20 protein-coding genes are annotated in these 25,399 nt (G+C 46.3%); 12 read left to right on the top strand and 8 right to left on the bottom strand.

All coding sequences use genetic code 11. The features are described from left to right. Positions 1-180: 180 nt before the first annotated feature. Positions 181-1,926, bottom strand: a complete 1,746-nt coding sequence (locus CEF13_RS27150; protein WP_102715724.1) for a methyl-accepting chemotaxis protein — start codon at positions 1,924-1,926, stop codon at positions 181-183. Between the two features lie 360 nt (positions 1,927-2,286). On the opposite strand from CEF13_RS27150, the gene CEF13_RS27145 reads away from it, so the two are divergent. Continuing rightward, positions 2,287-3,180, top strand: coding sequence for a hypothetical protein (locus tag CEF13_RS27145; protein WP_102715722.1), 894 nt, complete (start codon positions 2,287-2,289; stop codon positions 3,178-3,180). A 117-nt stretch (positions 3,181-3,297) separates the two neighbouring features. Here the strand turns inward: CEF13_RS27145 and CEF13_RS27140 are convergent, their stop codons facing one another. Then, positions 3,298-3,861 (bottom strand): FAD-dependent oxidoreductase, encoded by a 564-nt coding sequence (locus CEF13_RS27140; protein WP_102715720.1) that lies wholly within the window; start codon positions 3,859-3,861, stop codon positions 3,298-3,300. A 231-nt stretch (positions 3,862-4,092) separates the two neighbouring features. On the opposite strand from CEF13_RS27140, the gene CEF13_RS27135 reads away from it, so the two are divergent. Together CEF13_RS27135 and CEF13_RS27130 are read left to right on the top strand one after the other, a co-directional pair. Further along, positions 4,093-4,542, top strand: a complete 450-nt coding sequence (locus CEF13_RS27135; RefSeq protein WP_102715718.1) for a MarR family winged helix-turn-helix transcriptional regulator — start codon at positions 4,093-4,095, stop codon at positions 4,540-4,542. A gap of 17 nt (positions 4,543-4,559) precedes the next feature. After that, complete coding sequence (locus CEF13_RS27130; RefSeq protein WP_102715716.1) at positions 4,560-7,775, top strand: efflux RND transporter permease subunit; 3,216 nt, start codon at positions 4,560-4,562, stop codon at positions 7,773-7,775. A 118-nt stretch (positions 7,776-7,893) separates the two neighbouring features. Here CEF13_RS27130 and CEF13_RS27125 read toward each other — a convergent pair whose 3' ends face one another. Together CEF13_RS27125 and CEF13_RS27120 are read right to left on the bottom strand one after the other, a co-directional pair. Further along, complete coding sequence (locus tag CEF13_RS27125; protein ID WP_102715714.1) at positions 7,894-9,756, bottom strand: ABC transporter ATP-binding protein; 1,863 nt, start codon at positions 9,754-9,756, stop codon at positions 7,894-7,896. Beyond that, positions 9,756-10,349: a PadR family transcriptional regulator gene (locus CEF13_RS27120; protein WP_102715712.1), complete on the bottom strand. Its 594-nt coding sequence runs from the start codon at positions 10,347-10,349 to the stop codon at positions 9,756-9,758. The genes CEF13_RS27125 and CEF13_RS27120 overlap by 1 nt, the downstream gene beginning before the upstream one ends. 223 nt (positions 10,350-10,572) lie before the next feature. On the opposite strand from CEF13_RS27120, the gene CEF13_RS27115 reads away from it, so the two are divergent. From CEF13_RS27115 to bcp, 4 genes are all read left to right on the top strand, one after another. Then, on the top strand, positions 10,573-12,141 hold the full coding sequence (locus tag CEF13_RS27115; protein ID WP_102715710.1) for a helix-turn-helix domain-containing protein: 1,569 nt from the start codon (positions 10,573-10,575) through the stop codon (positions 12,139-12,141). Positions 12,142-12,342: 201 nt separating this feature from the next. Next, on the top strand, positions 12,343-13,659 hold the full coding sequence (locus CEF13_RS27110) for an ABC transporter substrate-binding protein (RefSeq protein WP_166742936.1): 1,317 nt from the start codon (positions 12,343-12,345) through the stop codon (positions 13,657-13,659). A gap of 111 nt (positions 13,660-13,770) precedes the next feature. Further along, positions 13,771-14,829: an asparaginase gene (locus CEF13_RS27105; RefSeq protein WP_166742935.1), complete on the top strand. Its 1,059-nt coding sequence runs from the start codon at positions 13,771-13,773 to the stop codon at positions 14,827-14,829. 42 nt (positions 14,830-14,871) lie between these two features. Then, entirely contained in the window at positions 14,872-15,345 is a 474-nt protein-coding gene (bcp, locus tag CEF13_RS27100; RefSeq protein ID WP_102715704.1) for a thioredoxin-dependent thiol peroxidase, read from the top strand. 135 nt (positions 15,346-15,480) lie between these two features. Here bcp and CEF13_RS27095 read toward each other — a convergent pair whose 3' ends face one another. After that, positions 15,481-17,343 carry an LTA synthase family protein gene (locus CEF13_RS27095; protein ID WP_102715702.1) on the bottom strand — a complete coding sequence of 621 codons (1,863 nt, stop codon included), beginning with the start codon at positions 17,341-17,343 and terminating at the stop codon, positions 15,481-15,483. A gap of 335 nt (positions 17,344-17,678) precedes the next feature. Between CEF13_RS27095 and CEF13_RS27090 the strand changes: the two genes are divergently transcribed. Next, complete coding sequence (locus CEF13_RS27090; protein ID WP_243864822.1) at positions 17,679-18,566, top strand: M15 family metallopeptidase; 888 nt, start codon at positions 17,679-17,681, stop codon at positions 18,564-18,566. A 73-nt stretch (positions 18,567-18,639) separates the two neighbouring features. Here CEF13_RS27090 and CEF13_RS27085 read toward each other — a convergent pair whose 3' ends face one another. Further along, positions 18,640-18,795, bottom strand: coding sequence for a DUF1540 domain-containing protein (locus CEF13_RS27085; RefSeq protein WP_102715700.1), 156 nt, complete (start codon positions 18,793-18,795; stop codon positions 18,640-18,642). Between the two features lie 189 nt (positions 18,796-18,984). After that, positions 18,985-20,301, bottom strand: a complete 1,317-nt coding sequence (locus tag CEF13_RS27080) for a deoxyguanosinetriphosphate triphosphohydrolase family protein (RefSeq protein ID WP_102715698.1) — start codon at positions 20,299-20,301, stop codon at positions 18,985-18,987. Positions 20,302-20,527: 226 nt separating this feature from the next. On the opposite strand from CEF13_RS27080, the gene cls reads away from it, so the two are divergent. Further along, positions 20,528-21,976: a cardiolipin synthase gene (gene cls, locus CEF13_RS27075; RefSeq protein ID WP_102715696.1), complete on the top strand. Its 1,449-nt coding sequence runs from the start codon at positions 20,528-20,530 to the stop codon at positions 21,974-21,976. Positions 21,977-22,173: 197 nt separating this feature from the next. Here cls and CEF13_RS29555 read toward each other — a convergent pair whose 3' ends face one another. Beyond that, positions 22,174-22,305 carry a hypothetical protein gene (locus CEF13_RS29555; protein WP_279589007.1) on the bottom strand — a complete coding sequence of 44 codons (132 nt, stop codon included), beginning with the start codon at positions 22,303-22,305 and terminating at the stop codon, positions 22,174-22,176. A gap of 240 nt (positions 22,306-22,545) precedes the next feature. Between CEF13_RS29555 and CEF13_RS27070 the strand changes: the two genes are divergently transcribed. The 3 genes from CEF13_RS27070 (at position 22,546) to CEF13_RS27060 (ending at position 25,368) form a co-directional block, all read left to right on the top strand. Next, positions 22,546-22,932, top strand: a complete 387-nt coding sequence (locus CEF13_RS27070) for a Fur family transcriptional regulator (RefSeq protein WP_102716589.1) — start codon at positions 22,546-22,548, stop codon at positions 22,930-22,932. Further along, positions 22,917-23,753 carry a winged helix-turn-helix transcriptional regulator gene (locus CEF13_RS27065; RefSeq protein WP_102715694.1) on the top strand — a complete coding sequence of 279 codons (837 nt, stop codon included), beginning with the start codon at positions 22,917-22,919 and terminating at the stop codon, positions 23,751-23,753. Before CEF13_RS27070 ends, CEF13_RS27065 begins: the two co-directional genes overlap by 16 nt. A gap of 160 nt (positions 23,754-23,913) precedes the next feature. Further along, positions 23,914-25,368, top strand: a complete 1,455-nt coding sequence (locus tag CEF13_RS27060) for a catalase (protein WP_102715692.1) — start codon at positions 23,914-23,916, stop codon at positions 25,366-25,368. Positions 25,369-25,399: the final 31 nt, after the last annotated feature.

Raw genomic sequence — 25,399 nt, 5'->3', positions numbered from 1 at the left:
GAAGCTATGGGTTGTCTCAAAAGTACTTATACTCATGTAAAAACAGCCGAACAGAGTTTTATATCTGTTCGGCTGTTTTGCTTTTTTTGGGTTTATTGCTGCCTAATCACAGCCTAATAAGATTTAACATCAGATGATGAAATAATTCGAAGAGACAGCCCTTTTTCTCATGCATGCAAATCAGGTTTTAAAACGCCCAACTGCCTCATTCAAGGATTCTGCCAAACTACGCATCTGCTCTGAAGAGCTGGCAACCTCCTGCATGGAAGCAAGCTGCTCTTCGGATGCGGCGGCAACGCGCTGCAAATTTCCGGTCGCATTAGCCGTAATCGTCTCAAGCTCATCCAGTGATGCAGCAATCTGTTCACTGCCAGCCGACATTTGCTCCGATGCCACGGAAACTTCCTGCACTTGGCTCGAAACATCGCGAATGGAAGTTACAATCGTGCGGAATGACTCGCCTGCCTGACGCGAGATGGTTGATCCGACACGCGCTGCGTCAACCGATTGCTCCATCGAAGCAACAGCGGTTGAGGTATGGGCACCGATACTGTGCAGAATCGTTCCAATTTGTTCTGACGATTCCTTGGACCGCTCAGCCAGCTTCCGTATTTCATGAGCCACAACTGCGAAGCCTTTGCCATGCTCGCCTGCGCGCGCTGCTTCAATGGAAGCGTTAAGGGCAAGAAGGTTCGTTTGTGTCGCCACATCACCAATCAGCGCTAGAATATTGCTAATATGATCGCTCTGCTCCTTCAATTCGTGCAGGGTTGATACGGTTGCAACCACATTGGCTTCAATGGTTTGCATTTGCTGCAGCGTCTGGTCAATGACGGTCTCTCCTTCAGAAGCAAGAGCGGTCGTATCAGCTGCAAGCTCGGATACCGAGGAAGTTGATTCTGCAATTCTCTGAATGCCGATCGTCATTTCTGTCATCGCTCGTTGGCATTCTTGGAAGCTTTGCAGCTGTGTCTCTGATCCGGAAGCAACCTCTTGAATCGCCTCTGTAACCTCTTCAGTCGCTCGTGACGTCTGCTCCGCGCTTTGCTGCATATGGGAGGCGGACCCAGCGACTTCATCTGAAGTGGTCCGAATGCTGCTGGTAAGCTGGCGCAGGCTTGCAATCATTTCGTTAAAAGCTGTGGAAACTTGAGCTATTTCATTGCTGCCTTTGACAGCAACGGCTAACGTTAAATCTCCTTTTGCCGCTAACGAGGATACCTCGGCAAGCCTTCTGAGCGGCTTCAGCACCATGCGAATCAAGAAGACGATGATTACGATAGCGATAGCCGACAAGATCATGGAAATAGTTATGCTTTTCCATAAAAGAGAGGACATTGCGCTACTAATTTTTTGGTAGTCGACGTCGATGCCGAATATACCGATAACCTTTCCGTTGGGATCTTTTATTTGATTAAGATAAGAAATTAGCTGCCCATAATCATCTTCTATTACATCCGTTACAGCTGAACCTTTCTCTAGGGCTTCAGCAGCAGCGGTTTCGTATTCGGGACTCAATTCATATTTTTCTCCGGGGACAAGGCCTTTGGAGAAGAGCTCCTCATTACTCTGCATCACTTTTAGAAACTTTTTGCCGTCCTGTTCAATTACCTCTGGCATAAAAACGTAAGCATTGTTGATAATATCATTTCTAATCATGGAATCAAGCTGCAGCTTGAGCAGGTCGAATGTTTCATTATGCGTGTCATTTCCCGCCGTTATTTCGTTATAGCCGAACGTAATCAGATTATGCTCAGCCTCCATTTGGTAACTAAGCGTTTCGCCTATCCGTTCGATTTCATCTAAATAGTTTTTTTTCTGAGAGTAGTACGATAAATATTCTGTAACACCAATAAGCACAACTAACAGTAGAGCCAATACAATTGAGCTGGTAACAACTAAGCTTTTGTTTTTCATACGTAACATGCAAACCACACCTCTTATATTAGTAGTTAGTAGGGAACATATAGTTGAGAAGATTGTCGAAAAATGTAGAAGTAGAAAAACATATTATCCATTTTCAGACCGTTCAAGGTGTGTACTCTGTATTTACAATATCGCACTTTTATTAGAAAAATACTAGGCTTAATGTTAGAAAAGTGTTCAATTTTGGAATCAAAAAAGAAGAGGAATAATGGTTTGTGGTGGATATTGTCGAATTTTGGCAAGGAGATTACCTGAACAACCATATTCAGTAAATTTTCAGCTAGCCTTAAAGGAGGTTTAAGTATTGCTGGTTATGATAGGTGTTGTAACAACAAATGAATAAGAAAGGTGGAATACACAATGCTGAAAGCAAGAGCTATTACAGCAGGAGCAATTGCACTGACACTGGCGATCGGAGGCGGAGGCCTATGGGCAAGCCAAATCGTAAATGCGGCTGCGGCTAACAGCGGAGATAAGCAGATCGAGCAGGGAAAGTCAGATAATAGTGGAGTTAAGATGGATCGTTCATGGAAACAGGATGGATTCGGACGTGGTTTTGATCGCATCGAAGATCAGCTTCTAGCATACTTAGGAATAGAGAAAGCAGCGCTTCAGACGAAGCTGGAGACGTTAACTTTGGCAGAGGCTGCTGCTGAGCAAGGGAAAACGCGAGCTGAGCTGAAGGCGAAGCTCGTAGAGTGGCTGGAAGCGGCGGAGGCAGAGGCACCAGCTAAGACAGATGTGGATGCGAAAGCTAATGTGGACAAGCAGACTGACACGGGTGAGCTGCGGGCAAAGCCGGATACATCAACTGTTGCAGAGAAGCTGCTTGATTCCCAAGGCTTTGGTCATGGGGGGCACCGCGGCGGCAAACCATTTGGCGAAGGTGGGAATCTGGCTGCAGTGGCAGCAGTAATGGGACTGACCGCAGATGAGTTGAAGGGAGAGGTTGAGGCGGGCAAGACGATTGCAGCAATTGCAAAGGATAAGGGCATTGATGTACAGAAAGTAATTGATGCACGAGTAAGCGAGCGGAAAAAGAAGCTTGACGAGGAGCTGGCAGCGGGAACGATTACGCAAGAGCAGTATAACACGAAGCTTGCAGAGGCAGCCACGCATGCAACTGAGTTTGTGAATAACGTGCAGCAGCCTTGCGGACCTGACGGCCAAGGCAGGAAAGGGCCTCGGGGTGAACGTCCGAACAGTACCGCCTCTAACAATCAAACAGCAGCAGGCGCGGAAGCTACCGCATAACGTTCAGCTCATCATAGGACAATTGTTGTTTAGGAGGGTATTACATGCGAAGGGGCTTTCTCTTAGGTCGTAGACCTGGAGAAAGCCCCTTGAGTTTATCTATTATATCCTTCTCTTCTATGCCTTAAGGATGTCATGATCCACGTAACGCTCACCGTTCAGCTCACTGATAATATTAATGGCAGCTTTCGCGCCGTCGCCTGCTGTAATGATTGCATGCACACTAACGCCCGCAACCGTTCCTGCAGCCCAGATCCCATCCATACTCGTTTTGCCGGCTGAATCGACTTCAATAATTGTTTTGATGCGCGGCTCAGTACCCGGCTTTGTTGCAAGTCCGATATGCTCTGCCAGCTCAATGGATACGCCTGTCGCAACGAGCACATGCTTCGCTTCGTAGCTGGCAGCATCTGTTTCAATCCGCAGGCCGCCATCAATGGCAACGATATTTTGTACCGTCTCCTCCTTGATATCCGCTCCGAATTTCTCGGCTTGTTTTTTGCCCGTTTCGACAAGGTCGGGACCGCCGATCTCCATAATGCCATAATAATTCTCAAACCACGCACGCTTTGTCATTCCTTTGTTATTCTCAAACACAAGCGTCTTCTTGCCTGCCTTCGCTGCAAAAATAGCCGCGCTTGCTCCAGCTGGACCAGCACCAATAATAACGATATCGTACATTCGGCATTCCTCCAGTGAATGAATTTAGGATTACCCCAATAGTATATAAATTGTTGTTCAATAAAAGCAAACAGTAAGTCCCATTATTTCAACTTATTTGTTCACGATTCGTTCAAATCTAAAGCGTTGATTTGAATGTTTCCCTCTGATATAGTTCTATTATCGAACTATTCTACAGTAGAATCATTTTGTGGTGAAGGATGAGTTCTGCATAAGAGGGAGGCCATCACAGTGGACTTGGTGTTACTGAAGCAAATCATCGCTCGTTATGAAGGAGCAAATTTTCTCGTTAATCGTCGACTAAATGCGATGATTCGCGAGCAATTGCCAAATGAGTTGACGCTTGATCAATTTGCGACGCTGCGTTACATACGGTCGCAGGAAAAAAGCACTTCTTCTGAGTTAGCAGACATTTTTTGTGTAGGCAGAAGTTCAATAACCGCTATTATTAATCGGTTGTTTGATAAGAAGCTCATACAAAGAATGCAAGGCGAGAAGGACCGGCGGGTCACTTACTTAACGTTGACCGAAGAAGGCAAGCAGATGAATGACAAGATGGAAGAGAAGATTCATGAGATCCTCTCCCATTTCATTCAATATTTCGACGAGCAAGAGGCGCTAACTTTTATCGAGACGTTTGAGAAGCTGGCGGAAGTAATGAGCAATCGTAGTGATATTTAGCCGGAAGGGGAACGAAGATGAGAAACGTACTGAAGTTTAGATGGTTGGTGCTGGCGCTGTGGCTCGTTGCTGCGGTTGGATTGATGCTAAGCGCACCGAACATGGAGGAGCTTGTTCGTACAAAGGGGCAAGTTATGGTTCCGGATGGTTATTCCTCGACCATTGCAAGTGATTTGGAGAAAGCAATCGGCGGCAATGATGGACCTGAATCGAGCAGAGGTATGTCGACTGTGCTTGTATTTCATAAAGAAGGAGGTTTGTCTGACGCCGATTTAGCGAATGTGAAGAGCGGTTTAGATAAGCTGAAGAATGAAGGGAAGGCCATTGGCGTCCTCTCCGTTACGAGTCATTTCGATACAGAGGAATTAAAGGAGCAAATGGTATCCAAGGATGGAAGCACCATTCTTACGCTTGTTAAAGTCGAAGCAGGCGAACGTGAGTTTTCCGAGCTTCGGGAAGGATTGTATGATGCGATTTCCGATGTGAAAGTGGATCACTATTACACCGGTAACTGGCTAATTTCCGAGGATGTTGTGCAAAGCTCGCAGGAAGGGCTTAAGAAGACGGAATTCATCACGCTTGGATTTATTTTAGTCATTTTGTTTGTCGTATTCCGTTCGGCGGTTGCGCCGTTGGTGCCGCTGATTACGGTTGGCTTTACTTATTTGGTATCGCAATCGATCGTAGCGTATTTGGTCCATTATTTCGACTTTCCCCTCTCGAACTTTACGCAGATCTTTCTCGTTGCGGTTCTGTTTGGTATCGGGACGGATTATTGCATATTGCTCATCAGCCGCTTTAAGGAAGAATTAGCGCATCGCGGCGATAAGACAGAAGCGATTATTCATACGTACCGTACAGCGGGCAAAACGGTGCTTTTCTCCGGGCTTGCGGTGCTTGTCGGCTTTGCTTCCATTGGCTTCTCGACTTTCGTATTGTACCGTTCGGCGGTGGCAGTGGCAGTCGGGGTGGCAGTGCTGCTGATCGCATTGTTTACGGTTGTGCCGTTTTTTATGGCCGTTCTCGGACCGAAACTTTTCTGGCCGGCAAAGGGCTCGCTGGAGCATAAGCCTAGTAAGCTATGGGGTGCGGTTGGCATATTCTCATTGAAACGTCCTATATGGGCGCTTGTTATTTTGGCTGTCATCATCGTTCCTTTCTTAACGGCTTACAAAGGTTCAATCTCCTTTAACTCGCTCGATGAGATCGGGGATAAATACAATTCAGTTAAAGCGTTTAATATTATTTCAGATAACTTCGGACCTGGCGATTCGCTGCCGACATCGGTCGTTGTTAAAGCCGATAAGCCGTTCGATACACCTGAAGGGCTAGCTGCGTTAGAGCAAATTAGCCGCGAGCTGGCGAAGACGGAAGGTGTGAAAGTTGTTCGAAGTGCAACAAGGCCGACCGGTGAAGTTATGGACCAGTTTCTCGTGTCTGATCAAGTTGTCACATTGGAAAGCGGACTTGGCCAAAGCGGTGAAGGATTAGGGAAAATCGGAAGCGGACTCTCAGAGGCGAGCAGCGCGCTGAGTGAAAATGCACCAAAGCTGAATGAAGCGGTTGATGGGGCTGGTCGACTCGTCGCAGGAACAAATGAGCTGAAAGCAGGTATTGTGAAGCTAGGCGATGGACTGAAGCAAATTCAAAAGGGCTTGCTCGACGGATCAGCTGGCGCTGGTGAATTGAGCGATGGACTGAAGCAAGCACAAGCGAGCGCGGAGCAGCTTGCTGCAGCAAGCAAGCAGCTGTTGAACAGCTATGGCCAGCTTGGCGGCGGACTCGGTCAATTGACAGGTGCTTACACAGCAATTGCATCAGAGCAAGCTAAGCTGGCAGAAGAATTGACTGGCGTGGAGCAAGGCTTGAGCGGGCTGCAGGAAACGTACCCCGATCTGCAAACTGACGAAGCTTTCCAGAAAGCGCTAGGCACGCTTTCCCAGCTGCAGCAAGGTGCAGCTGGAATCAATGGGCAATTGACGGCGCTTAATGAGAAGCTTTCGGGTATTTCTGCAGGCATGACCCAAGCAAATGCGGGACTTCTGCAAGCAACAGATGGGCAGACGTCACTGGCAGCGGGTCTAGGCAAGCTGGCAGTTGGAATCTCACAGCTGCAAGCTGGAATTGCAGAGGCTGCTGCGGGGCAAGGACAAATTGTATCGAAGCTGCCTGGCGTAACGCAAGGCTTTAACGAGTTGAGCGACGGCCAGAAGCAGCTGCAATCGGGCTTCGCGTCATTAAATGATCAGCTGGGAGAGCTTACTAGCGGCCTGGATCAAAGCGTGGATGGCTTAAATAAAGTAACGGATGGCTTGGCCTCAGCTGGCGGTTATTTAAACGGCTTGGCTGATTCGCCGAATAAGCAGATGACGGGCTGGTATATCCCAGAGGAAGCTATTGCGAACAAAGAGTTCCAAGCTGCACTTGACGTTTATATGTCGCCTGACCGTCAAACGGCGAAGTTTGATGTCGTATTCAGTGGGAATCCATATTCAAAGGAAATGATGGATCAAGTTGATGAACTGGAGGCAGCTGTGAAGCGTGCCGTTCAAGATACAGATTACAGCGGAGCGCAAGCAGCTGTCGGCGGAGTAACGAGCATGAATAATGACCTTAGCAACATTTCGAATGCCGATTATTCTCGTACGGTCGTTCTGATGCTGATTGGAATTTCGATCATTCTTATTATTTTGTTCCGTTCGATCGTGATGCCTTTATACTTGGTCGCATCGCTGCTTGTAACTTTCTACACCTCGATGGCGATTGCAGAAGTGATTTTCGTACGGTTGCTTGGACATTCCGGCATCAGCTGGGCGGTACCGTTCTTCGGCTTCGTTATGCTTGTTGCCCTCGGCATTGATTATAGTATCTTCTTGATGGATCGATTTAAAGAATATCGCCACCTGTCACCTCAAGAAGCGATTCTGGAAGCGATGCGAAATATGGGTACGGTTATTATGTCGGCAGCCGTTATTCTTGGAGGCACATTCGCTGCAATGCTGCCGTCAGGGGTTATGTCACTTCTGCAGATAGCAACGATCGTATTATGCGGCTTATTCATCTATGCGATGCTGATGCTTCCATTGTTTATTCCAGTCATGGTTCGTACATTCGGACCGGCTAACTGGTGGCCGTTCATGGGACGCAAGCAGGATGCTGCTAAAGATGGCATTTCCTCCGATCTTCCACACGGAGGGCACCGGACACAGGCTTCGCATGAAACAACGATTTAACGATTTATGATGAAGAAAGGGATTACCCCAGGCCGGAAGAAGCGGCCCTAATGGGTAATCCCTTTCTTTTGTATGGTAAGAGGCTGAGCTTATTAATTGACCAAGAGTAGTTCGTTTTTTAGTAACGCCGTCTGCTTCTATGCCCCGCGGGCTCAACATTTTCCGTTTGCGCTGGCTCGACTTTCTGGGGGAATTGGAGCTCATAAAGATAGCTGTATCTTCCTTGCTGGGCAAGCAGCGAGTCATGCGTGCCTGACTCTATAATCTCTCCCTTATCCAGCACATAAATATGGTCGGCCTTCTGGATCGTGGATAGACGATGTGCAATGACGAGGCAGGTACGTCCTTCCAGCAGATTGGTTAGCGCGTCCTGAATGGACTTCTCCGATTCGGTATCGAGTGAGGAGGTCGCTTCATCCAAAATAATAAGCCGCGGGTTTTTCAGAATAGCTCTTGCAATGGAAATACGCTGCTTTTGTCCGCCGGACAGCTTAACGCCTCGTTCACCGATTTGAGAATCATAGCCTTGCGGGAATGATTGAATAAAATCGTGGGCGCTTGCCGCTCTGGACGCTGCTTCTACTTCCTCATCCGATGCATCGGGCCTGCCGTATACAATGTTTTCCCGAATCGTACCATTAAGCAGAACGATATCCTGCGAGACGATACCCATATGCTCACGCAGTGATTTGACCTTTATGCGAGTGAGCGGCTTGCCGTCCATCGTGACGACACCCTCCTGCGGATCATAGAATCGAGTCATCAAATGAGTAATCGTCGATTTGCCTGCGCCAGATGATCCAACGATAGCGGTAATTTTGCCAGCCTCGATTTTGAAATTGAACTGCTGCAGCACCGGCACTTCGTTATGGTAGGCAAAGCTGACGTTCTTAAATTCGACTTCGCCTTGAACATCCGTCAGCGCAACTGCATCCAGAGCATCGGTTACCTCGGGCTTCGTGTTTAGAATGCCGACAATTCTCTCATACGCCGCAGCTGATTGCTGGATTGTATTAATCGTACGGCTAAAGCGGCGAATCGGATTTTGCAAAAGACGCAAGTAAGCCATAAACGCGACGATTGTGCCTAAAGTCATCGTGCCGTCCATCGTTTGCTTCGCGCCAACAATGAGAACAGCAGCTAAACCGACGAGCAGCAGCAAATCAATAAAGGGCTCGAACAGGGAGCGGGTTTTGACAGCGTTAAGGTTGGCGGTCATATTGCTGCTGCTGCGTACCGCGAACCGTTCGGACTCATATTCTTCATTGGAGAAAGATTTAATTAAACGAATGGATGAGAGCGTATCTTGCAAATGATTGCTTACTTCGGCTACGGTCTCCTGTACTTTCCTGAAGGCGGCACGCATCCGTTTGCTAAAGAAATGGGTCGTACCGATCATGAGCGGGAAGGTAATAAGCACGACCAGCGTCAACTGCCAATTGATCCAGAGCATATAGGAAGCAACAAAGATGAACGTAAACCAATCAGTAATGAGTGACATCATCCCATTGGAAACAAGCTGCTGAAGCATATTAACATCATTCGTTACACGCGACATAAGGTCGCCGGTTCGGTTGCGGTCGAAAAACCCGATGTCGAGCTTCTGTATATGCCCATACAGCTCATTTCGTATGTCATATACGGCACGCTGACCAACCGATGCCATCAATAAACTGCTGAAGAAATTAAAGAGACCGAGCAGAATAGCGGCACCAAGCACGCCCGCGCCTATCCAAATTAAATCGTTATAGCGCTTATGAGGAATAATATCATCAATGGTATATTGCGTCAGCTGTGGAACGGCGAATTCCAGCAGAGAGACCGAGACAATACAGAAGAAGGCAGCGGTAAGCAGCAGCCAGTGGGAGCGTACATGAAAAAACATTCTTTTGTACATAGCCCATATGCTGCCGGGCTCGGGGCGTGCCGCGGGAGATTGAAACGGCCGTTTGCCGGGTATGCCCGGGGTAGAGGCAGACATTATTCAGCCTCGCCTTTGGACTCATTCTCGGTTAGGAAATGATCGATTTGCTGCTGTTGATCCTTTAACAGCTGCTGCAGCTTCGACTTTCTTTCCTGACTAGCTGAAGTCTCCCGCTCAGCTCTTGCCACCAACCGCAGCAGCTCGAATGATTCATTGGACAATCCTAGCTTGCGGCGCATTTTCTCGAATCGGAATGATTCGGCCTCAGGAGAATATCCGCCTTCACCGGCTCTATTGCTTATTGATTTGTCGGGCAGCAGCAATAATGCAGATCGGCCCTGCTCGGTTATCTGATAGATCTTCTTGCCGCTTTCCTCTTGTATGGATACGAAGCCGCGCTCTTCAAGCATTTGAAGTGTAGGATAGATTGTACCAGCGCTCGGCACATACAGCCCGCCGGATTGCTCCTCTAAGGCTTTCATCATCTGATAGCCGTGCATCGGCTCGGCATCGAGCAGCTTCAGAAGGGCAAACTTCACGCCGCCTCTGCCAAAATATCGTTTGCCGCAGCTGCGTCGCTCATCTGCTGCGTTGGTTTCATCACCGCTCGCAGGCTGCTCTGACGGTGTGTATTGTTGTCTATCTGTCATGTATAATCACCCCTAATTTCATAATACGATATATCGTAATATTAAAGTAAACGATATATCGTATTCTCGTCAATCTATTTATTTAGATATATGTCTGGCTGTTTGGTCACCCTAACAATGACACAATGGAAGAAGCTTGCTTCCGTTACAGCATTGACAATGATTATTATTATTATTTACACTTTAATAAATATTATATTGTTCATGAGGGATGTGAGCGGATATGCCGCACCAGCCGAATCAGATCCATCGCATGGAATTGTCCTATACAGGGACTGAAGAGGTTAAGCTTGCAGGAGGGCAGCAGCTTCAACTGCTGAATCGATATGAGTACTGCTTTGCTTTTGTATTACAGCAGAAAGTAAAAGTTACAATAGAAGAGGACGAGGTGAGTGCTGCTAATACAGCAGACTCGGATGAGCTGTTTCTTATTCCTCCTGAATGTATGTGTACTTTATATAATGCCGATATTCAGCAGGCTGAGGTCGTTCTTATACGCTTTCGATATGAGACGAGAGCATCGGGTAAAAAAGCAGAGGCAGCAAAGCAGAGCCTTCCATACAAGGATGCAGCAGGCATTAAGCTGTTTCGAATGCCGCAAGCAAGAAGCTGGGTTAAGGATTTCCAAAGCGATAACAGTTCACATGATATCGGAATGTATTATCAGCTGCAGTCCCAGCTCTATGCAATGGCAGCCGTTCTCCTTACTGTGATGCAGCAGCCGCGGGAAACAGAGGCAGGGCTGATTGGGTGTATCGAATGGATAAAGCAATACATGATTGAAGAATTCAATTCCCCGATGGATATGGAGGAGCTAGCTCGTTCATCGGGTATGAGTGCAAGTCGATTCTATCAGGCGTTTCGCAGCTACATAGGGATTAGTCCGCTTAAATACTTAACTAAGCTAAGACTGGACGCGTCAATGCGGCTGCTCTCAGGAACACCCTCGTCGATTGTCGAAATCGCACATTCGGTCGGCTATCCGGATGAGTATTATTTCAGCAGACTGTTCAAGAAACAAATGGGACTTGCACCTACTGAATATGCACAGCTTGCCAGAAAGAGAGTGGCAACACTGGTTTCCGTGTTCGCGGGAGATTTATCCGCCATTGGTATGACGCCTTGCTTATCCTTTAGAAAAGTAAATGGCTTAGAACAAAAAAAGGTGATTCAACAACTGCGCGAAGCGGAGCCGGAGCTTATCTTAGCGGGGCCTTTGGATGAAGACATGTATGCAGCCTGCTCCTCGATAGCGCCTGTTCTCGTGCTCAACTGGAAAGGCTTCTCGTGGAAAGAACGCCTAATCGCAATCAGCGAAGCAGTTGGCTTATCTATGGTAGCGCAGCGCTGGCTGTCCTATTATGAAAGCAAGGTTCAGAACGCTCGGATACAGTTGACAAGCAGCCTGAGTGATAAGCCAATTCTGCTCGTACATGCCGGCTCATCCGTCTTCCGCATGTTCGGCCCGCGCTGCCGCAAAATGAATGATTTCTTCTACGATGATTTACAGATGCAACCGCCTCATTCCGTTCAGCAAATCGGGATATTTCAAACGAATTCACTGCGTGATATCGCTGAATTCGGCTGCGGCAGCGTCTTATTTCTGGTGCCGTCCGGAACGTCTCGTGCTTATTGCGAGGAACTGGAAGAAAGCTGGAGCAGCATGCTGCAAACGGATGAGCAAAGAACCTGTTTATTTATTTTCTACAATGGCCGCCTCAATTACAATCCGACTGTACATGAAGGGCTTATTGATGAGACGGTTCGTCAGGTGGTTAGCTGCAAAAAATGATTGGGCTTCATCCATACCTGATCTTAGACATATATGATTTCACATAGTAAACTAAACCTAGAGAAAATACAGCATTTCGGACTTGCAGTAAGACCTGCCGAATAAGCGTATATTTAAAAATGTCATACAAAAATAGTATCGATGGGAGTGTTTGAAACCGATATAAAAGTAGTACAATCTTTAAAGGCTGGGAGGAAGATTATGAGGCTCAATATATTGGGTGTAGCTGCTTATTCAATCTTGCTGATGTTGACCATGATCATAAGCGGTTGCATGAATCATAATACAATAACCAGTGAGACTCAGCCGCCTTCCGAATCAGAAACGGTAACCTTAAAGGTGGTCCAAAGCTTATCGAATCCGAAACGAACAGAATATCTTCGTCTGCTCATCAAGCAATTTGAGTCTGAGCATACTCATATACGAGTAAAACTAATAACACCAGAGTACGATAGGGCTGATGATACGATATTGACTATGCTGGAGTCTGAGCAAGAGATTGATATTGTGGAGGTCAGGGATATTACGGTTCATAACTATGCTTCTCGCGGATTAATTCTAAGCCTTGATCCCTTTCTGTCCTGGTGGGAGTTTTATAATCAGTTAAGCGATAACGCTAAGCTAATGGCTAGAGATATGGATGCTGCGTATTATGTTCCCAGCAGTCTCTATCAATCGCAATTATACTATCGCAAGGATTGGTTTGACGCGAAGGCGCTCCAAGTGCCGGAAACGTGGGAGGAACTATATTTTGTCGGCAAACAGCTTACCAAGCCGGAATTAGGCCAATACGGCTATTCGTTTCGCGGAGATAAGGGCGCTGCTATCGCACTTTCCCGAATCATCCAGGACTATAATGGCATAAACGTCAATCCGCGTGATTCCATGTTCCGTCTAGACGGGACGACGATCTTTTCCGATCCGCATGCCGTTGAGGCCGTGAACCTGTATCGCAAAATCCAAACGGAAATTTCTCCTCCCAAATCTCTTGAATGGGGCTTTAATGACCAAGTTAAAGCGTTCACAAGCGGGCAGACAGCTATGCTGATTCAAGATTCTGATGTAATCGAACAGCTTACGGTGAAGCTTAAGGAAGGTACGTGGGCGACGGCGCCCTTGCCCAGCGGACCAGATGGCATATCCCATTCGTTTATAGGCTCTGCCGGATGGGGAATCGCCCTCCAGTCGAAGCATCGGGATGAGGCTTGGTCATTTATTTCCTTCCTATCGTCGAGGGAGAATAATGAGTCCTTCAACAAGATGACAGGAGCTATTTCAATTTATAATCATGAGCTGGATGATGATTTCAATACGACTGGGCCCTATGCACCTTATACGCTAATGGCAAATAATACTGACCGCTTCAAAGTAGTCAAGCAGCCAAACCAATATGTGAATTACAGCAAGTTTTTAGAATTAGCTGCTAATCGAAGCCAGAATTATATAAAAGACGAAATGACTGATCAAGAGCTTCTGAAGCAATTAGATGACTTCTGGATAGAGCAGAAACAACAATAAAGCCTATGGCTAGCCCGCATTAATGAATAAGGCGAGGGCAAGCTGTTAAGAGCGCAAACAATGGGCAAACAACTTAGAGGAATAATAAGCAGAAGGTTAGGAGACGGGGAAATGAAAAACCTGCTAGTCGTGTTTACCGGAGGTACGATCGGAAGCAAGCAGCAAGGTGCTGGGATTGATGTGAATCAATCGGGCTCCTATGCCTTGATTGAGGGCTTTATGAACAGCTCTCATTATAGGGAGGATGTTATGCTGGATGCCATACAGCCTCTCAATATGCTCAGCGAGAATATATGTCCAAGTGATTGGCTGACGCTTGCTGCTGCTATTCGCGGCATCGATATGTCCGCATACCATGGTGTTATCATCACGCATGGCTCAGATACTTTGGCGTACAGCGCTGCCATGTTTAGTTACTTGTTCGCTGATACAAGCTTACCTATTGTATTAACAGCGAGCAATTATCCGCTTAGCGATGGGCGAAGCAACGGCAGCCGAAATTTCGCGAACGCTGTTCATTATATTGCTGATGCGGGCTTGCCTGGCGTTTTCGTTGTGTACGAGAATGATCAAGGAGAACCGCTCGTTTATTTAGGAACGAGAATTACACAGGCCGTATCGTTCACGGATCAGTTCGGCAGCCCTTATGATGAACCCTTTGGAAGAATAGTGGAACGGAACTTCGAATGGCATGCTTCCGTTCGCAGCCCAGAACCGAAACAGCTAATGCAGCAGCGTGAAGCTCTATTTACATGGGAGCCGCATACGCTTGCCATTGATACCAGCATTGTATATATAAAACCTTTTCCGGGATTAAATTATACGTATTATGATTTCTCGAATCAGAAGCCAAAGGCTGTCCTGCATGACTTGCATCACTCGGGTACGGCGTGTGCGATTGAAGAGGGGCCTTACTCCCTTCTGGCATTTATGTCGCGCTGTCTTGCGCAGGGGATTGATTTCTACATTTGTCCCATCAAAGATCGCACAGATGCCTTATATTCCTCCTCGCTGCGCCTAATTGAAGCGGGAGCAACTGTTATTGAGAATATGTCCATGGAAGCAGCTGTTACTAAGCTCATGCTTGCATACGGAATATATGACCAGAAAGAGCAAGTTGAGGCGTTCATGAACGGCACAACTTTGTATTATGAGCGCAATGAGGTATAGAATGGTAATGGGACATTAAAATAAAGAAGAGGAGCATGAGCGATGGGACAAGCACAATTGCAAGCAGGGGACAAAGTACCAAATTTTAAGCTGCAAGCATCGAACGGCAAGGAAGTTGAACTATCCGACTATGCAGGAAAGAAGCTCGTTATTTATTTTTATCCTAAGGATATGACACCAGGCTGTACAACAGAATCTTGTGATTTCCGTGATTTCAATGGTGAGTTTGCTGCCAATAATGCGGAGGTTATCGGTATTAGCCCGGACGATTTATCCTCGCATGAGCAATTCGTGAATATGCATCAGCTTCCGTTCCTGCTGCTGTCAGATACCAATCATTCCGTATCCCAGCTATTTGGTGTATGGAAGCTGCAGACGTGGAATGACAAGGAATTTATGGGCATTGCGCGCTCCACATTTCTAATCGATGAGAAGGGCACGCTTGTGAAGGAATGGCGAAGCGTTAGCGTTGACGGTCACGTGAGGGAAGTGCTTGAAGCGGTAAAAAGCATTTAAAGAAGGAAATAGAGGTTGTCCGGACGGCTATTGCCCGAGGGCAGCCCTTTTTTTCGTTTACAAGCTTTACATGAAAATGCCCCGTTCATGCAGTGTAGACTGCTGAACGGGGCATTCACTTATCAAGCGTTATTATTATTTCTTCTTCCAGCTTGGAAGCTGGCTTACATAGCTGTCAGATAAGTTGAGAAGCTCCAGTGCGCGTTGGAACTCATCCTCTGTCGCTTCCTGCTCCTGTGAACCGTCGCCAGCTAATGAATAGTGCTTGCCATCCTCAAATCCACTTCCGGACATGAACAGCTCCTTGCTGCTTAGGAATGAGCCTGTTGGCAAATAGTAACGCTCCGGCAGCATATTATACGATTGGTTTAACAAATCCTGGCCAAAGTGAATCTGATTGTCTAAGGAGAAGCCAAGCAGATTTGCGATTGTTGGCAGGATATCGACCTGACCGCCAAGCTGATCAAATACTTTAGGCTCTGTAACGCCTGTGGAAGCAATAACAAGCGGGATATTAATCATATCGGTATAGCCATATTCCCTGCCGTAAATTTCGGCCATCAATTCTTTGTCATTACGGTCTAGCGAGTAGATCGGAAGACCAAGGTGATCACCGTAAAGCAGTATCAAGCTGTTATCCCAAATGCCGCGTTCCTTCAAATCGTCAATGAACAAGCCAAGCGCATAATCGGCGTAATTTTGTGCGCGAATATAATCGCCAACGAACGAATTTTCATAACGATCTGGTAAAGTCATTTTATATATAGATGATGGTATCGTGAATGGGTGGTGGGCTGTCATCGAGATCACTTGGGAGTAGAATGGCTTGCCGTTCTGACTCATGCGATCCATTTCAGCCGCTGTTTTCTTATACAGCTGTTCGTCGGATGCTCCGAAGAATACAGTATCCTCATCGCCAAAAAACTTCTGGTCATAGTATCGGTCAAAGCCGAGTGATTTGTAAAGCTCTCCGCGATTCCAGAACTCAACCACATTTGTATGGAATGTAGTCGTATCATAGCCATGTGATTTGAGCAGCTTCGGCAAGCTTGGCAGCACTTTGTCCGCATACATCATAGTTGCAGCTCCGCGCGGCGGGATGTAGAACGATGTATTAACAACGAACTCAGCATCAGAAGTATTGCCTTGCCCAACCTGCTGATAGAAATGTTTGAAATAGTAGTTTTCGTTAACAAGCTTATTAATATTCGGCGTAATTTCTTTTCCGTCTATTTTCAAATTAACTAGAAAGTTTTGAAATGATTCCATTTGAATAATAATGACGTTCTTGCCCGCCGCTGTCTTGAATAGAACAGGAGCTGCAGGCTGTTCAATCTTTTTGGTTTCGTCAATTTTGGCTTGTGTAATATGGTCGGGATCAACGAAATCAATCGTTTTATTTGAGAAGATCATATAAGCCTCATAATTGAGTATACCCATTTGCTCTGCCTTAACAATTTCATTCATACTTGCACGGTTTGGCAGAATATTAAACAAGCAGAGTGCAATGGAAATGGTGAACAGGGCAACGACTAAGCGTTTGCTTTCTTTGCGCGTGCTCGCTTTCTTCCAGTTAACAGCTCTCTTCGGTCTAAACAAAATAACAGCCATAATGATGATATCGATGAAAATCAATAAATAATAAGGATCCAACAGCGAGAAAACGCTGTTTTTGACCGCTGTTACTTGATTCACTTGCTGCAGCGCGAGATAGGTAACGATAACCCCATAATACTTATAATACATAATGACTGCGAACAAAATTAGCGTCATTAGCAGGTTCGCTATTAAATAATAAGTAAGCTTTCGCTTAGACGAGAACCATTCTATTAAACAATAAACAATTAGAACAAACGGAATTTCTTTTAAAATAGTGGTCCATGAAAACCCATCCTCGAAAATGACCATCCAGGCCAAGTAGCTTTTTAGAAGCATAATGAACGAGAAAAATAAGATGGGACGAGTGCCGAGCAATCGTTTTGACGTAAGAAAAGACATATAATCTCCTACCTTTCACAACAAAAACAGGCCGTCTCTTAGAAGCTCAGCCGCCCGCTTTGATTAAATAATAAACATACTGTAAATTCTTATCCATTATGCTCCTAATTGAGGCCGAATGTCAAAAGGCAAATCACTCCTCAATGACTCTGCCAATGAAATGGTTATGGTTAATGAAAGCTTTCTTATCTAATCATTGTTGTGAAAAAAGGAATAGATTCATTTGAAACATTGTCATGATTTTAGTAGTCTATTAAAGTGTTGAATAAGAGAACGGACCTGATACACGTATATGTACACCAATTTGATGAAAAAATAACAGCTGGAGGCTTCACATGAAAAAAAGAAGAAGAAGATTTTTTGGTTTTATAATACTATGCGCGATTATGGTGATTGGTTACTCCATTATAAATAAAGGTGAATCGACGACGATACCGCCTAAACAAGCTGCTGGTGAATCGAACACAGGGCAGAGCGGCGGGGAAGTGAGCGGCGAGCTTGGATCAAATCCGGTTGTGCCTGGTGATGGGGAAGATGCGGGTAAAGGATCGGGCGCTGCGAATGGATCTAAAGATGAGCCCAATCAACCGACTGCGCCTGGACAAGCTGGCCAGATGGAGGATGGACGGACTGTGATCGCTCAGCCTGAGAGCATTTCGGTGCTCGTTAATAAACAGAACAAGCTGCCAGAGAATTACAGCCCTGCGGATTTAGTTTATCCCGATGTGCGTTTTGTGTTTAAGGAAAAAGTAGAAAAGCGCATGATGCGCAAAGAGGCGGCTGAAGCGCTGGAGCGTTTATTTAAAGCGGCAGAGGATGACGGCGTCCTGTTGGCCGGTGTATCTGCTTATCGTGCGCACAGCACGCAAAAGAGCTTGTTTGAACGCTATGCAAAGAGAGACGGCGAAGAGAAAGCATTAACTTATAGCGCATTCCCGGGTACAAGCGAGCATGAGACAGGCCTTGCTATTGATGTGTCTGGAAGTGATGGCAAATGTGCAGCGGCGGATTGCTTCGGGGATACGAAGGAAGCGCTGTGGCTAGAGAAGCATGCACATGAATATGGATTTATTATCCGGTATTTGAAAGGGAAAGAGTCTATTACCGGTTACCAATACGAGCCTTGGCATCTGCGTTATGTAGGTACAGATATCGCGGCTGAGCTTGCTGCAGGCGGTGAAACGCTTGAAGAGTATTTCGGTGCGGTTCCGGTTGTGAAATAAGGAGCAATAGCAGCAGCGCAAGTATTGTATAATGGACAGAGCTTGCGCTGCAGCCTATTGATGAAGCCATACGTTAGATCTTTGCTTCAAATGTTTTGCAATCTGTTTCTTCAGAGTGGCTTGCTTGCTTCCCACGATTGCTTACAACATAAATGGAAGAGGCGGCGCAGTTATTTCCTGCTGCCCAGTACTTGCATGAATTCACTTCGCATAACACATCTTTGGCCATTGACAATTCACCTCCACCTCATTAGGATGGTCAAACGATATATCGTTTTATACTTGGCAGCGATGGATACACATGGGAGTGAGGTTTTATTTCAATCACGATCAGGACTAAGTCACAAATAAAAAAACGGCGGGCAAGAATGAGATCTTGCACCGCCATTTTTTATATTTAATTGGAGTTGATTTGATCTTAATCCATCTCATAAATCGAGCCGGACTTGCTCGCGTAAAGCTCTGCATACACCTTCTCGGCATAGGCATCTGTCATGCCAGAAATATAATCGGCTACAAACCGCGGCCAGCTCCATTTGTTTTTATGCAGCTCATAATTTTCAATCCAATCCGGCGGAATAATGAGGCGTCCAGATTCCGGTACCTTAAAGCTGTCCCAAAGCCGGCGAATCATAATTTCGCTGCGCATTTGCAGCCGCTGTACTCGGAAATCCTTAATGAGCGTAACCCAGGCAAGCTTCTTCAATATTTCCATCGTCCGCAGCAGCTCAATATCCTGATGACCATCCTCAACAAAGGTTACTTTCTTCCAATTACTGGTTGAATCCTCAATAATGCCTACCTTACTGGCGAATAGGCTTACCCATCTGGCTTTCATCTCCCGCCTTGTACGAGAGGGCTCATGGTCGCAGCTTACATATAGGGCTTCCCATTGCGCCAAATAAGAAGCAAGCACTCGCTTAACCATTGCGGGGATATCGACCTTATCCCATCCGACCCCGTTATTTCCTTTATCATCGACAATTTCTTGCACAAGATGATCAATAAGTCTGTTATCCTCGAAAAAGGTCCGATTCATTTGAATTTTGCCAGCACGTATGCCATCCTCGATATCATGCGTGGAATACGCGATATCATCGCATAAATCCATAAGCTGCGCTTCAAGCGTAGAACAGCCGATTGGCATTTTCCACGACCTGCGCAGCTGCTCGATCTCGCCCCATTCTGTGCCGTAAACACCTTTAAGCCTTCCAGGCTCGTCGAGTCCGAACGGATATTTGTTGACGGCAAGCAGAACGGCTGCTGTTAAATCGAGCCCGCTGCCGCTTCCAGCCCGTTTCTCCAAAAACATCAATATACGAAAATTTTGTGCATTCCCTTCATAAGGAATACCATATTCCTCGATCAGCATATGATTAAGTACTTCTTCGCCCTTATGCCCGAACGGCGGATGACCCAGATCATGTGCGAGCGCGGCAATTTCGACTACCGCAGGATCAAGAATCAGACCGGGATGCTCCTTGCGAGCCAAAAATTTATACTTCTTGCCCAGCCGCCTTGCAACCTCGCGCGCAATTTGAGACACCTCCAGCGAATGGGTGAGTCTTGTCCGGTAGTAATCGCCTGAGCCTGCGCCGAAAACCTGCGATTTCCCTTGCATTCGACGAAAGGCTGGAGATTGGATCAGCCTTGCATAATCACGTTCATATTCATCTCGTTCATCACTTAAGGTGCCTAGCGATTTCTCATCAAGTCGGAGCTTTCTTATGTCCATGATGTACCTCCAGTACCACTTCCGCGGATCATATTGACGATATAAGTACTATCCTTTTCTTTCTTATATAGCATTTATTCATTAAATAGAAACAAAGCTTTTGTCTCCCAAATCGAGCGAAAAGCTTATCTGCTTGAAATTGTAGCATATTTTCAGGCTTGAACATACACAGCGCTTGGAGTATGATCTGTTTAACTTTTACATTCGACTGAGGTGCTGGAAATAAATGGCGATTATGCAAAACGCTTATGCCCTAATTACGCTGCTAAATATTTTTTTAGCGATTACCGTCATTTTCCTCGAGCGACGGAACGCCAGCACGACATGGGCGTGGCTGATGGTTCTTTTTTTTATCCCTGTTATAGGATTTATTCTCTATTTGGTTTTGGGCCAGAAGGTCAGAAGAAGAAAGCTGTACAAGCTTCTGGGTGACAGCCAAAGAATCATTGAGCATACGGTAGAAAGGCAAATGCGGCAGGTACGCGATAGCGAGCTTATCTTTCATGATCCATCCACCAGGGACTATCAAGATATGATTTATATGAATTTGAAAACAGGCTATGCGGTTTATACAAGCAATAATTCGGTGGAAATATTCGTGGATGGCAATGAAAAATTCGATTCATTAATCGCCGATATTGAAGCGGCCGAGCATCATATCCATCTTGTCTATTACATTGTACGTGATGATGTTCTGGGCAGGAGGCTGATGAAGGCATTAGCAGAGAAAGCTGCGCAAGGCGTGGAAGTTAAGTTTCTGTACGATCATATTGGAAGCTCTAGATTACCGAGCCGCTACTTCCGGCCATTGAGGGAAGCGGGCGGCAAGGAAGCCGCTTTTTTCCCCTCGCGCATTCCTTATCTGAACCTAAAAATTAATTATCGCAATCATCGAAAACTCGTTATTATTGATGGAAAAATAGGCTATATCGGCGGATTTAATATCGGCGATGAGTATTTGGGGCTAGATAAGCATTTCGGCGAATGGAGGGATACTCATCTCAAGGTGCGGGGCAACGCGGTGCTGCAAATGCAAGCACAGTTCTTAATGGACTGGAACCTTGCGGCCTCGGGCAAGATTTTGCTCAATGAGATGTATTTTCCGATAATCAGCGATGATGTGGGCAAGATCGGCATGCAGCTTGTAGCGAGCGGCCCCGATACGGAATACCAGCAAATCAAGAACTCCTATATCAAAATGATTTATGCAGCCAAAGAAACGATTTGTATGCAAACACCATATTTTATACCGGATGAAAGTCTCATGACCGCACTAAAGATCGCTGCATTGTCTGGCGTGGATGTTCGGATTATGCTTCCAAGCAAGCCGGATCATTTCTTCGTTTATTGGGCGACGCATTCTTATCTGGGAGAATTGCTATCGGGCGGGGTCAAATGCTATTTGTACGAAAGAGGCTTCCTTCATGCCAAAACGCTTGTTATTGATGGCAAAGTAGCTTCGGTCGGTACGGCCAATCTTGATATTCGCAGCTTTAAATTGAATTTTGAAATGAATGCGTTTGTATATGATACGCAAACAGCTGCTAAACTGCAACATATTTTCGAGATGGATACAGCAGACAGCAGGCAGCTGACTTCCGAAATTTATAATGCGCGGCCTCTTATTGATCGTATAAAAGAATCGGTTTCCAGGCTTCTTAGTCCAATCCTATAGACAGACGTAAGAAGGGCTTCTGCTTATCTATGATAACCAGAAGCCCTTCACGTACCGGGTTTGCAACTATTCAATTTATTCTAACTCTCCGTTCTGCCGCTTGCACTATTTCTCTTTCATCCTTTCGATTTGATACAAACCATTTCGACTCCGAGCTCTAACCTTACTGACCTCGATCAAATTCCTTTCGATTTGTTTCAAATCCTTTCGTATTGATAAGTAGCTTCAAACTGCTTGGATTCATGCTTAACTAACGATAAATCTGGCTTGTCCTTCAACCGACGACTGTACCATTTCGCTGTTTTCCCCGCATGTCCGATTAATTTCATTCGGCTACTCCTTTCCGAGCTGATGAGACATGCTTCGCTAACCTACTCCAATGGACTATCCCCTCTCGGTTAAGATAAACCTAGTATAACCCATTGTGTGAATTTTGTAAATATTCAGATAATTGTTTTTCGACAAAATATTTAGATTCGACGCAGTTAGCAGAGAGCCTCTCAGTTGACCATTCTCCTACTTAAATTTATACTTAGTCTAAGTCACTAACTAGAGGAATGATGATTGAAATGAATAAAATTAACTTAACGACGCAACGCAAAGCGATATTAGAGGTTGTGCAGCATGCGGATGATCATCCGACTGCTGCCCATGTTATAGAACGTTTGCGAGACAAAGGGCATCATTTTGCATACGGTACGGTTTATAATTCGCTTCGCTATTTAACGGAAGCCGGGCTTATACGGGAGCTGAAGCTGGGTGAGACAGCTAGCCGATATGATGCGCGGACGGAAGAGCATCAGCATATTGTGTGCACGAAGTGCGGCAATGTTGATGAGGTTCTCACGGAGCTGCCGGCGGAATGGCTGCAAAGGGTGGCTGTGGAAACAAAGTATGCAATAGGGCAAGCGAAAGTGGTATTAGAGGGGGTATGTGAGCAATGCGCGAAGAAATAACGATAGATAACGCAAAGAGCTTAGCTCCAGGTACTACGATTGAAAGCACGGAGGCAGCAACGTTGTCCGTTGATAATTCCCTTCAGAGCGGTATGCTATGCTCGCTTACTCAGCGCGTGATGATTATTAGCCCCATGCCTGAGCGGGTCAAAAGCTTGCTTGTTGCTCTGTCATCGGAATGCTTTGACGTGTTCTCCTTGCATGATTTCAATAAAAGCATGCTGCAAAGCCTGCAGCCGGAGCTGCTTGTTTATGATGCAATTCCAGTCGCGCCTACATCCGGCGGAAATACACTGCAGGCAGGAGCAGAACTGATTGCTTCAGCGGAGCAGCATGGTGTGCCTGTTCTTGTTCTGCTCGATCAGAAATCATATGATACGCGGGGAACGGCAGCGCTTGGCGCAGCGGAGCTGCTGGTGTGGCCTGCTGAGCCAGAGGATGCTTTGCAGCGTATTAACCGTATGCTGACGAATAGTCCTGTGCATGCGGTGAACGCAGCAATTGATGACGTTCGTCGTTTTAAGGATATTCGCATCGATTTAAGAAAAATGACCGTTAACCGAAATGGCCAGCGTATTGAATTGACGAAGACGGAGTATGATCTGCTTCTGCATTTTATAACCTCTGACGGTTCTGTGCTGTCACGTGAATCGCTGCTCGATACAGTATGGGGCTTGCAATTTTATGGAGGAAGCAATTTGGTTGATGCTCATATCAAAAGCTTGCGCAAAAAACTAAAGGACAGCGCGGTTGCTCCCAAATATATCGTGACTGTGCGCGGCTCAGGCTATCGGCTTGCCGATGATAGTGATCATTCTTAGTTGAATAGAGATTTGCACTTGAAACCGCAGCGATTATCTTCATGATATATTCATCTTTCATTCATCTTGTTTTCATGACAGCTATTCCCTCATCCTTTATGATTAGTTTAAAGATTTAGATCAAGTCTAAATATATAAAACTAATAGATGAGGTGCTGTCATGGAAAACTTTTTAACCACGAATCAAGGAACGCCTGTAGGCAATAATCAAAGCTCACGAACGGCTGGGCAGCATGGACCTACTTTAATAGAAGATTATCATCTGCTGGAGAAGCTGGCTCACTTCAACAGAGAACGTACGCCGGAGAGAGTTGTTCATGCGCGCGGAGCTGGAGCACATGGGGTATTCAAGACGGAGTATGGTATGAGTGAGCATACGAAGGCTCATTTCATGCAGGAAGCAGGAATGGAGACACCGGTGTTCGTACGATTCTCCACCGTTATTAACGCTTCAGGCTCGCCGGAGACAGCGCGTGATCCGCGGGGCTTTGCCGTTAAATTTTATACACAGGAAGGCAACTATGATATTGTAGGCAACCATCTGCCTGTTTTCTTCATCCGTGATGCGATGAAGTTTCCGGATATGGTTCATTCGCTGAAGCCTGCGCCGCATACAAATCTTCAAGATCCTGCGCGCTACTGGGACTTCATGACGCTGACTCCGGAATCGACGCATATGCTCACATGGCTGTTCTCGGATGCGGGAACACCTGCGACTTATCGTGAAATGGATGGCTTCGGCGTACATGCCTTCAAATGGATCAACGAAAGCGGCAAGCCAACCTATGTGAAATACCATTGGAAATCTCTTCAAGGCGTGCGTAATTTCACGGCTGCTGAAGCAGGCGAAATGCAGGGAAAAGACTTCAATCATGCGACACGTGATTTATATGATTCGATTGAATTAGGCCAGTATCCAGAATGGGAGCTGCATGTACAGCTCATGCCGATTGAGCATGTGGAGCGTTATGCATTTGATCCGCTTGACCCAACGAAGCTTTGGCCGGAGGATATGTACCCGCTCGTAAAAGTAGGAACGATGACGCTTAACCGAAATCCCGGCAACTTCTTCGCAGAGGTTGAACAATCGGCCTTCTCGCCAAGCGCCTTAGTTCCTGGTATCGAGCCGTCGGAGGACAAGCTGCTGCAGGGCAGATTATTTTCTTACCCTGATTCCCAGCGTTACCGCCTTGGCGCTAACTACCTTAACATACCGGTTAACTGCCCATATGCGCCCGTACGCAACTATCAGCAGAACGGCACGATGACGATGAAGGCAAGCACATCTTCAGTCAATTATGAGCCAAACAGCCTGTCTGAGAGCCCTAAAGAAGCACCTGCCTATAGCGATTCATTCGCTCCGCTGGAAGGTTCGGCAGGCCGCCAGAAGATCGATAAAACCGACGACTTCACACAAGCTGGCGAGCGATACCGTTCACTATCTGAGGATGAGCAGGCCAACTTAATCGTTAATATCGTCGGTGAGCTGCAGCAGACTAATGATGATATCCGATTACGCGCAATCTGCAACTTCTTCCGTGCTGACCGCACGTTCGGCATGCGGCTGTCAGAAGAGCTAGCCGTAGATATCCGCAAATATATGCCTCAAGGATAACTAGAAGCCCGTTCAGTGCGATTATTCGCTC

The organism is Paenibacillus castaneae, assembly GCF_002884445.1.
Taxonomy (GTDB): domain Bacteria; phylum Bacillota; class Bacilli; order Paenibacillales; family Paenibacillaceae; genus Pristimantibacillus; species Pristimantibacillus castaneae.
This window is presented reverse-complemented; position numbering and strand designations above follow the sequence as displayed.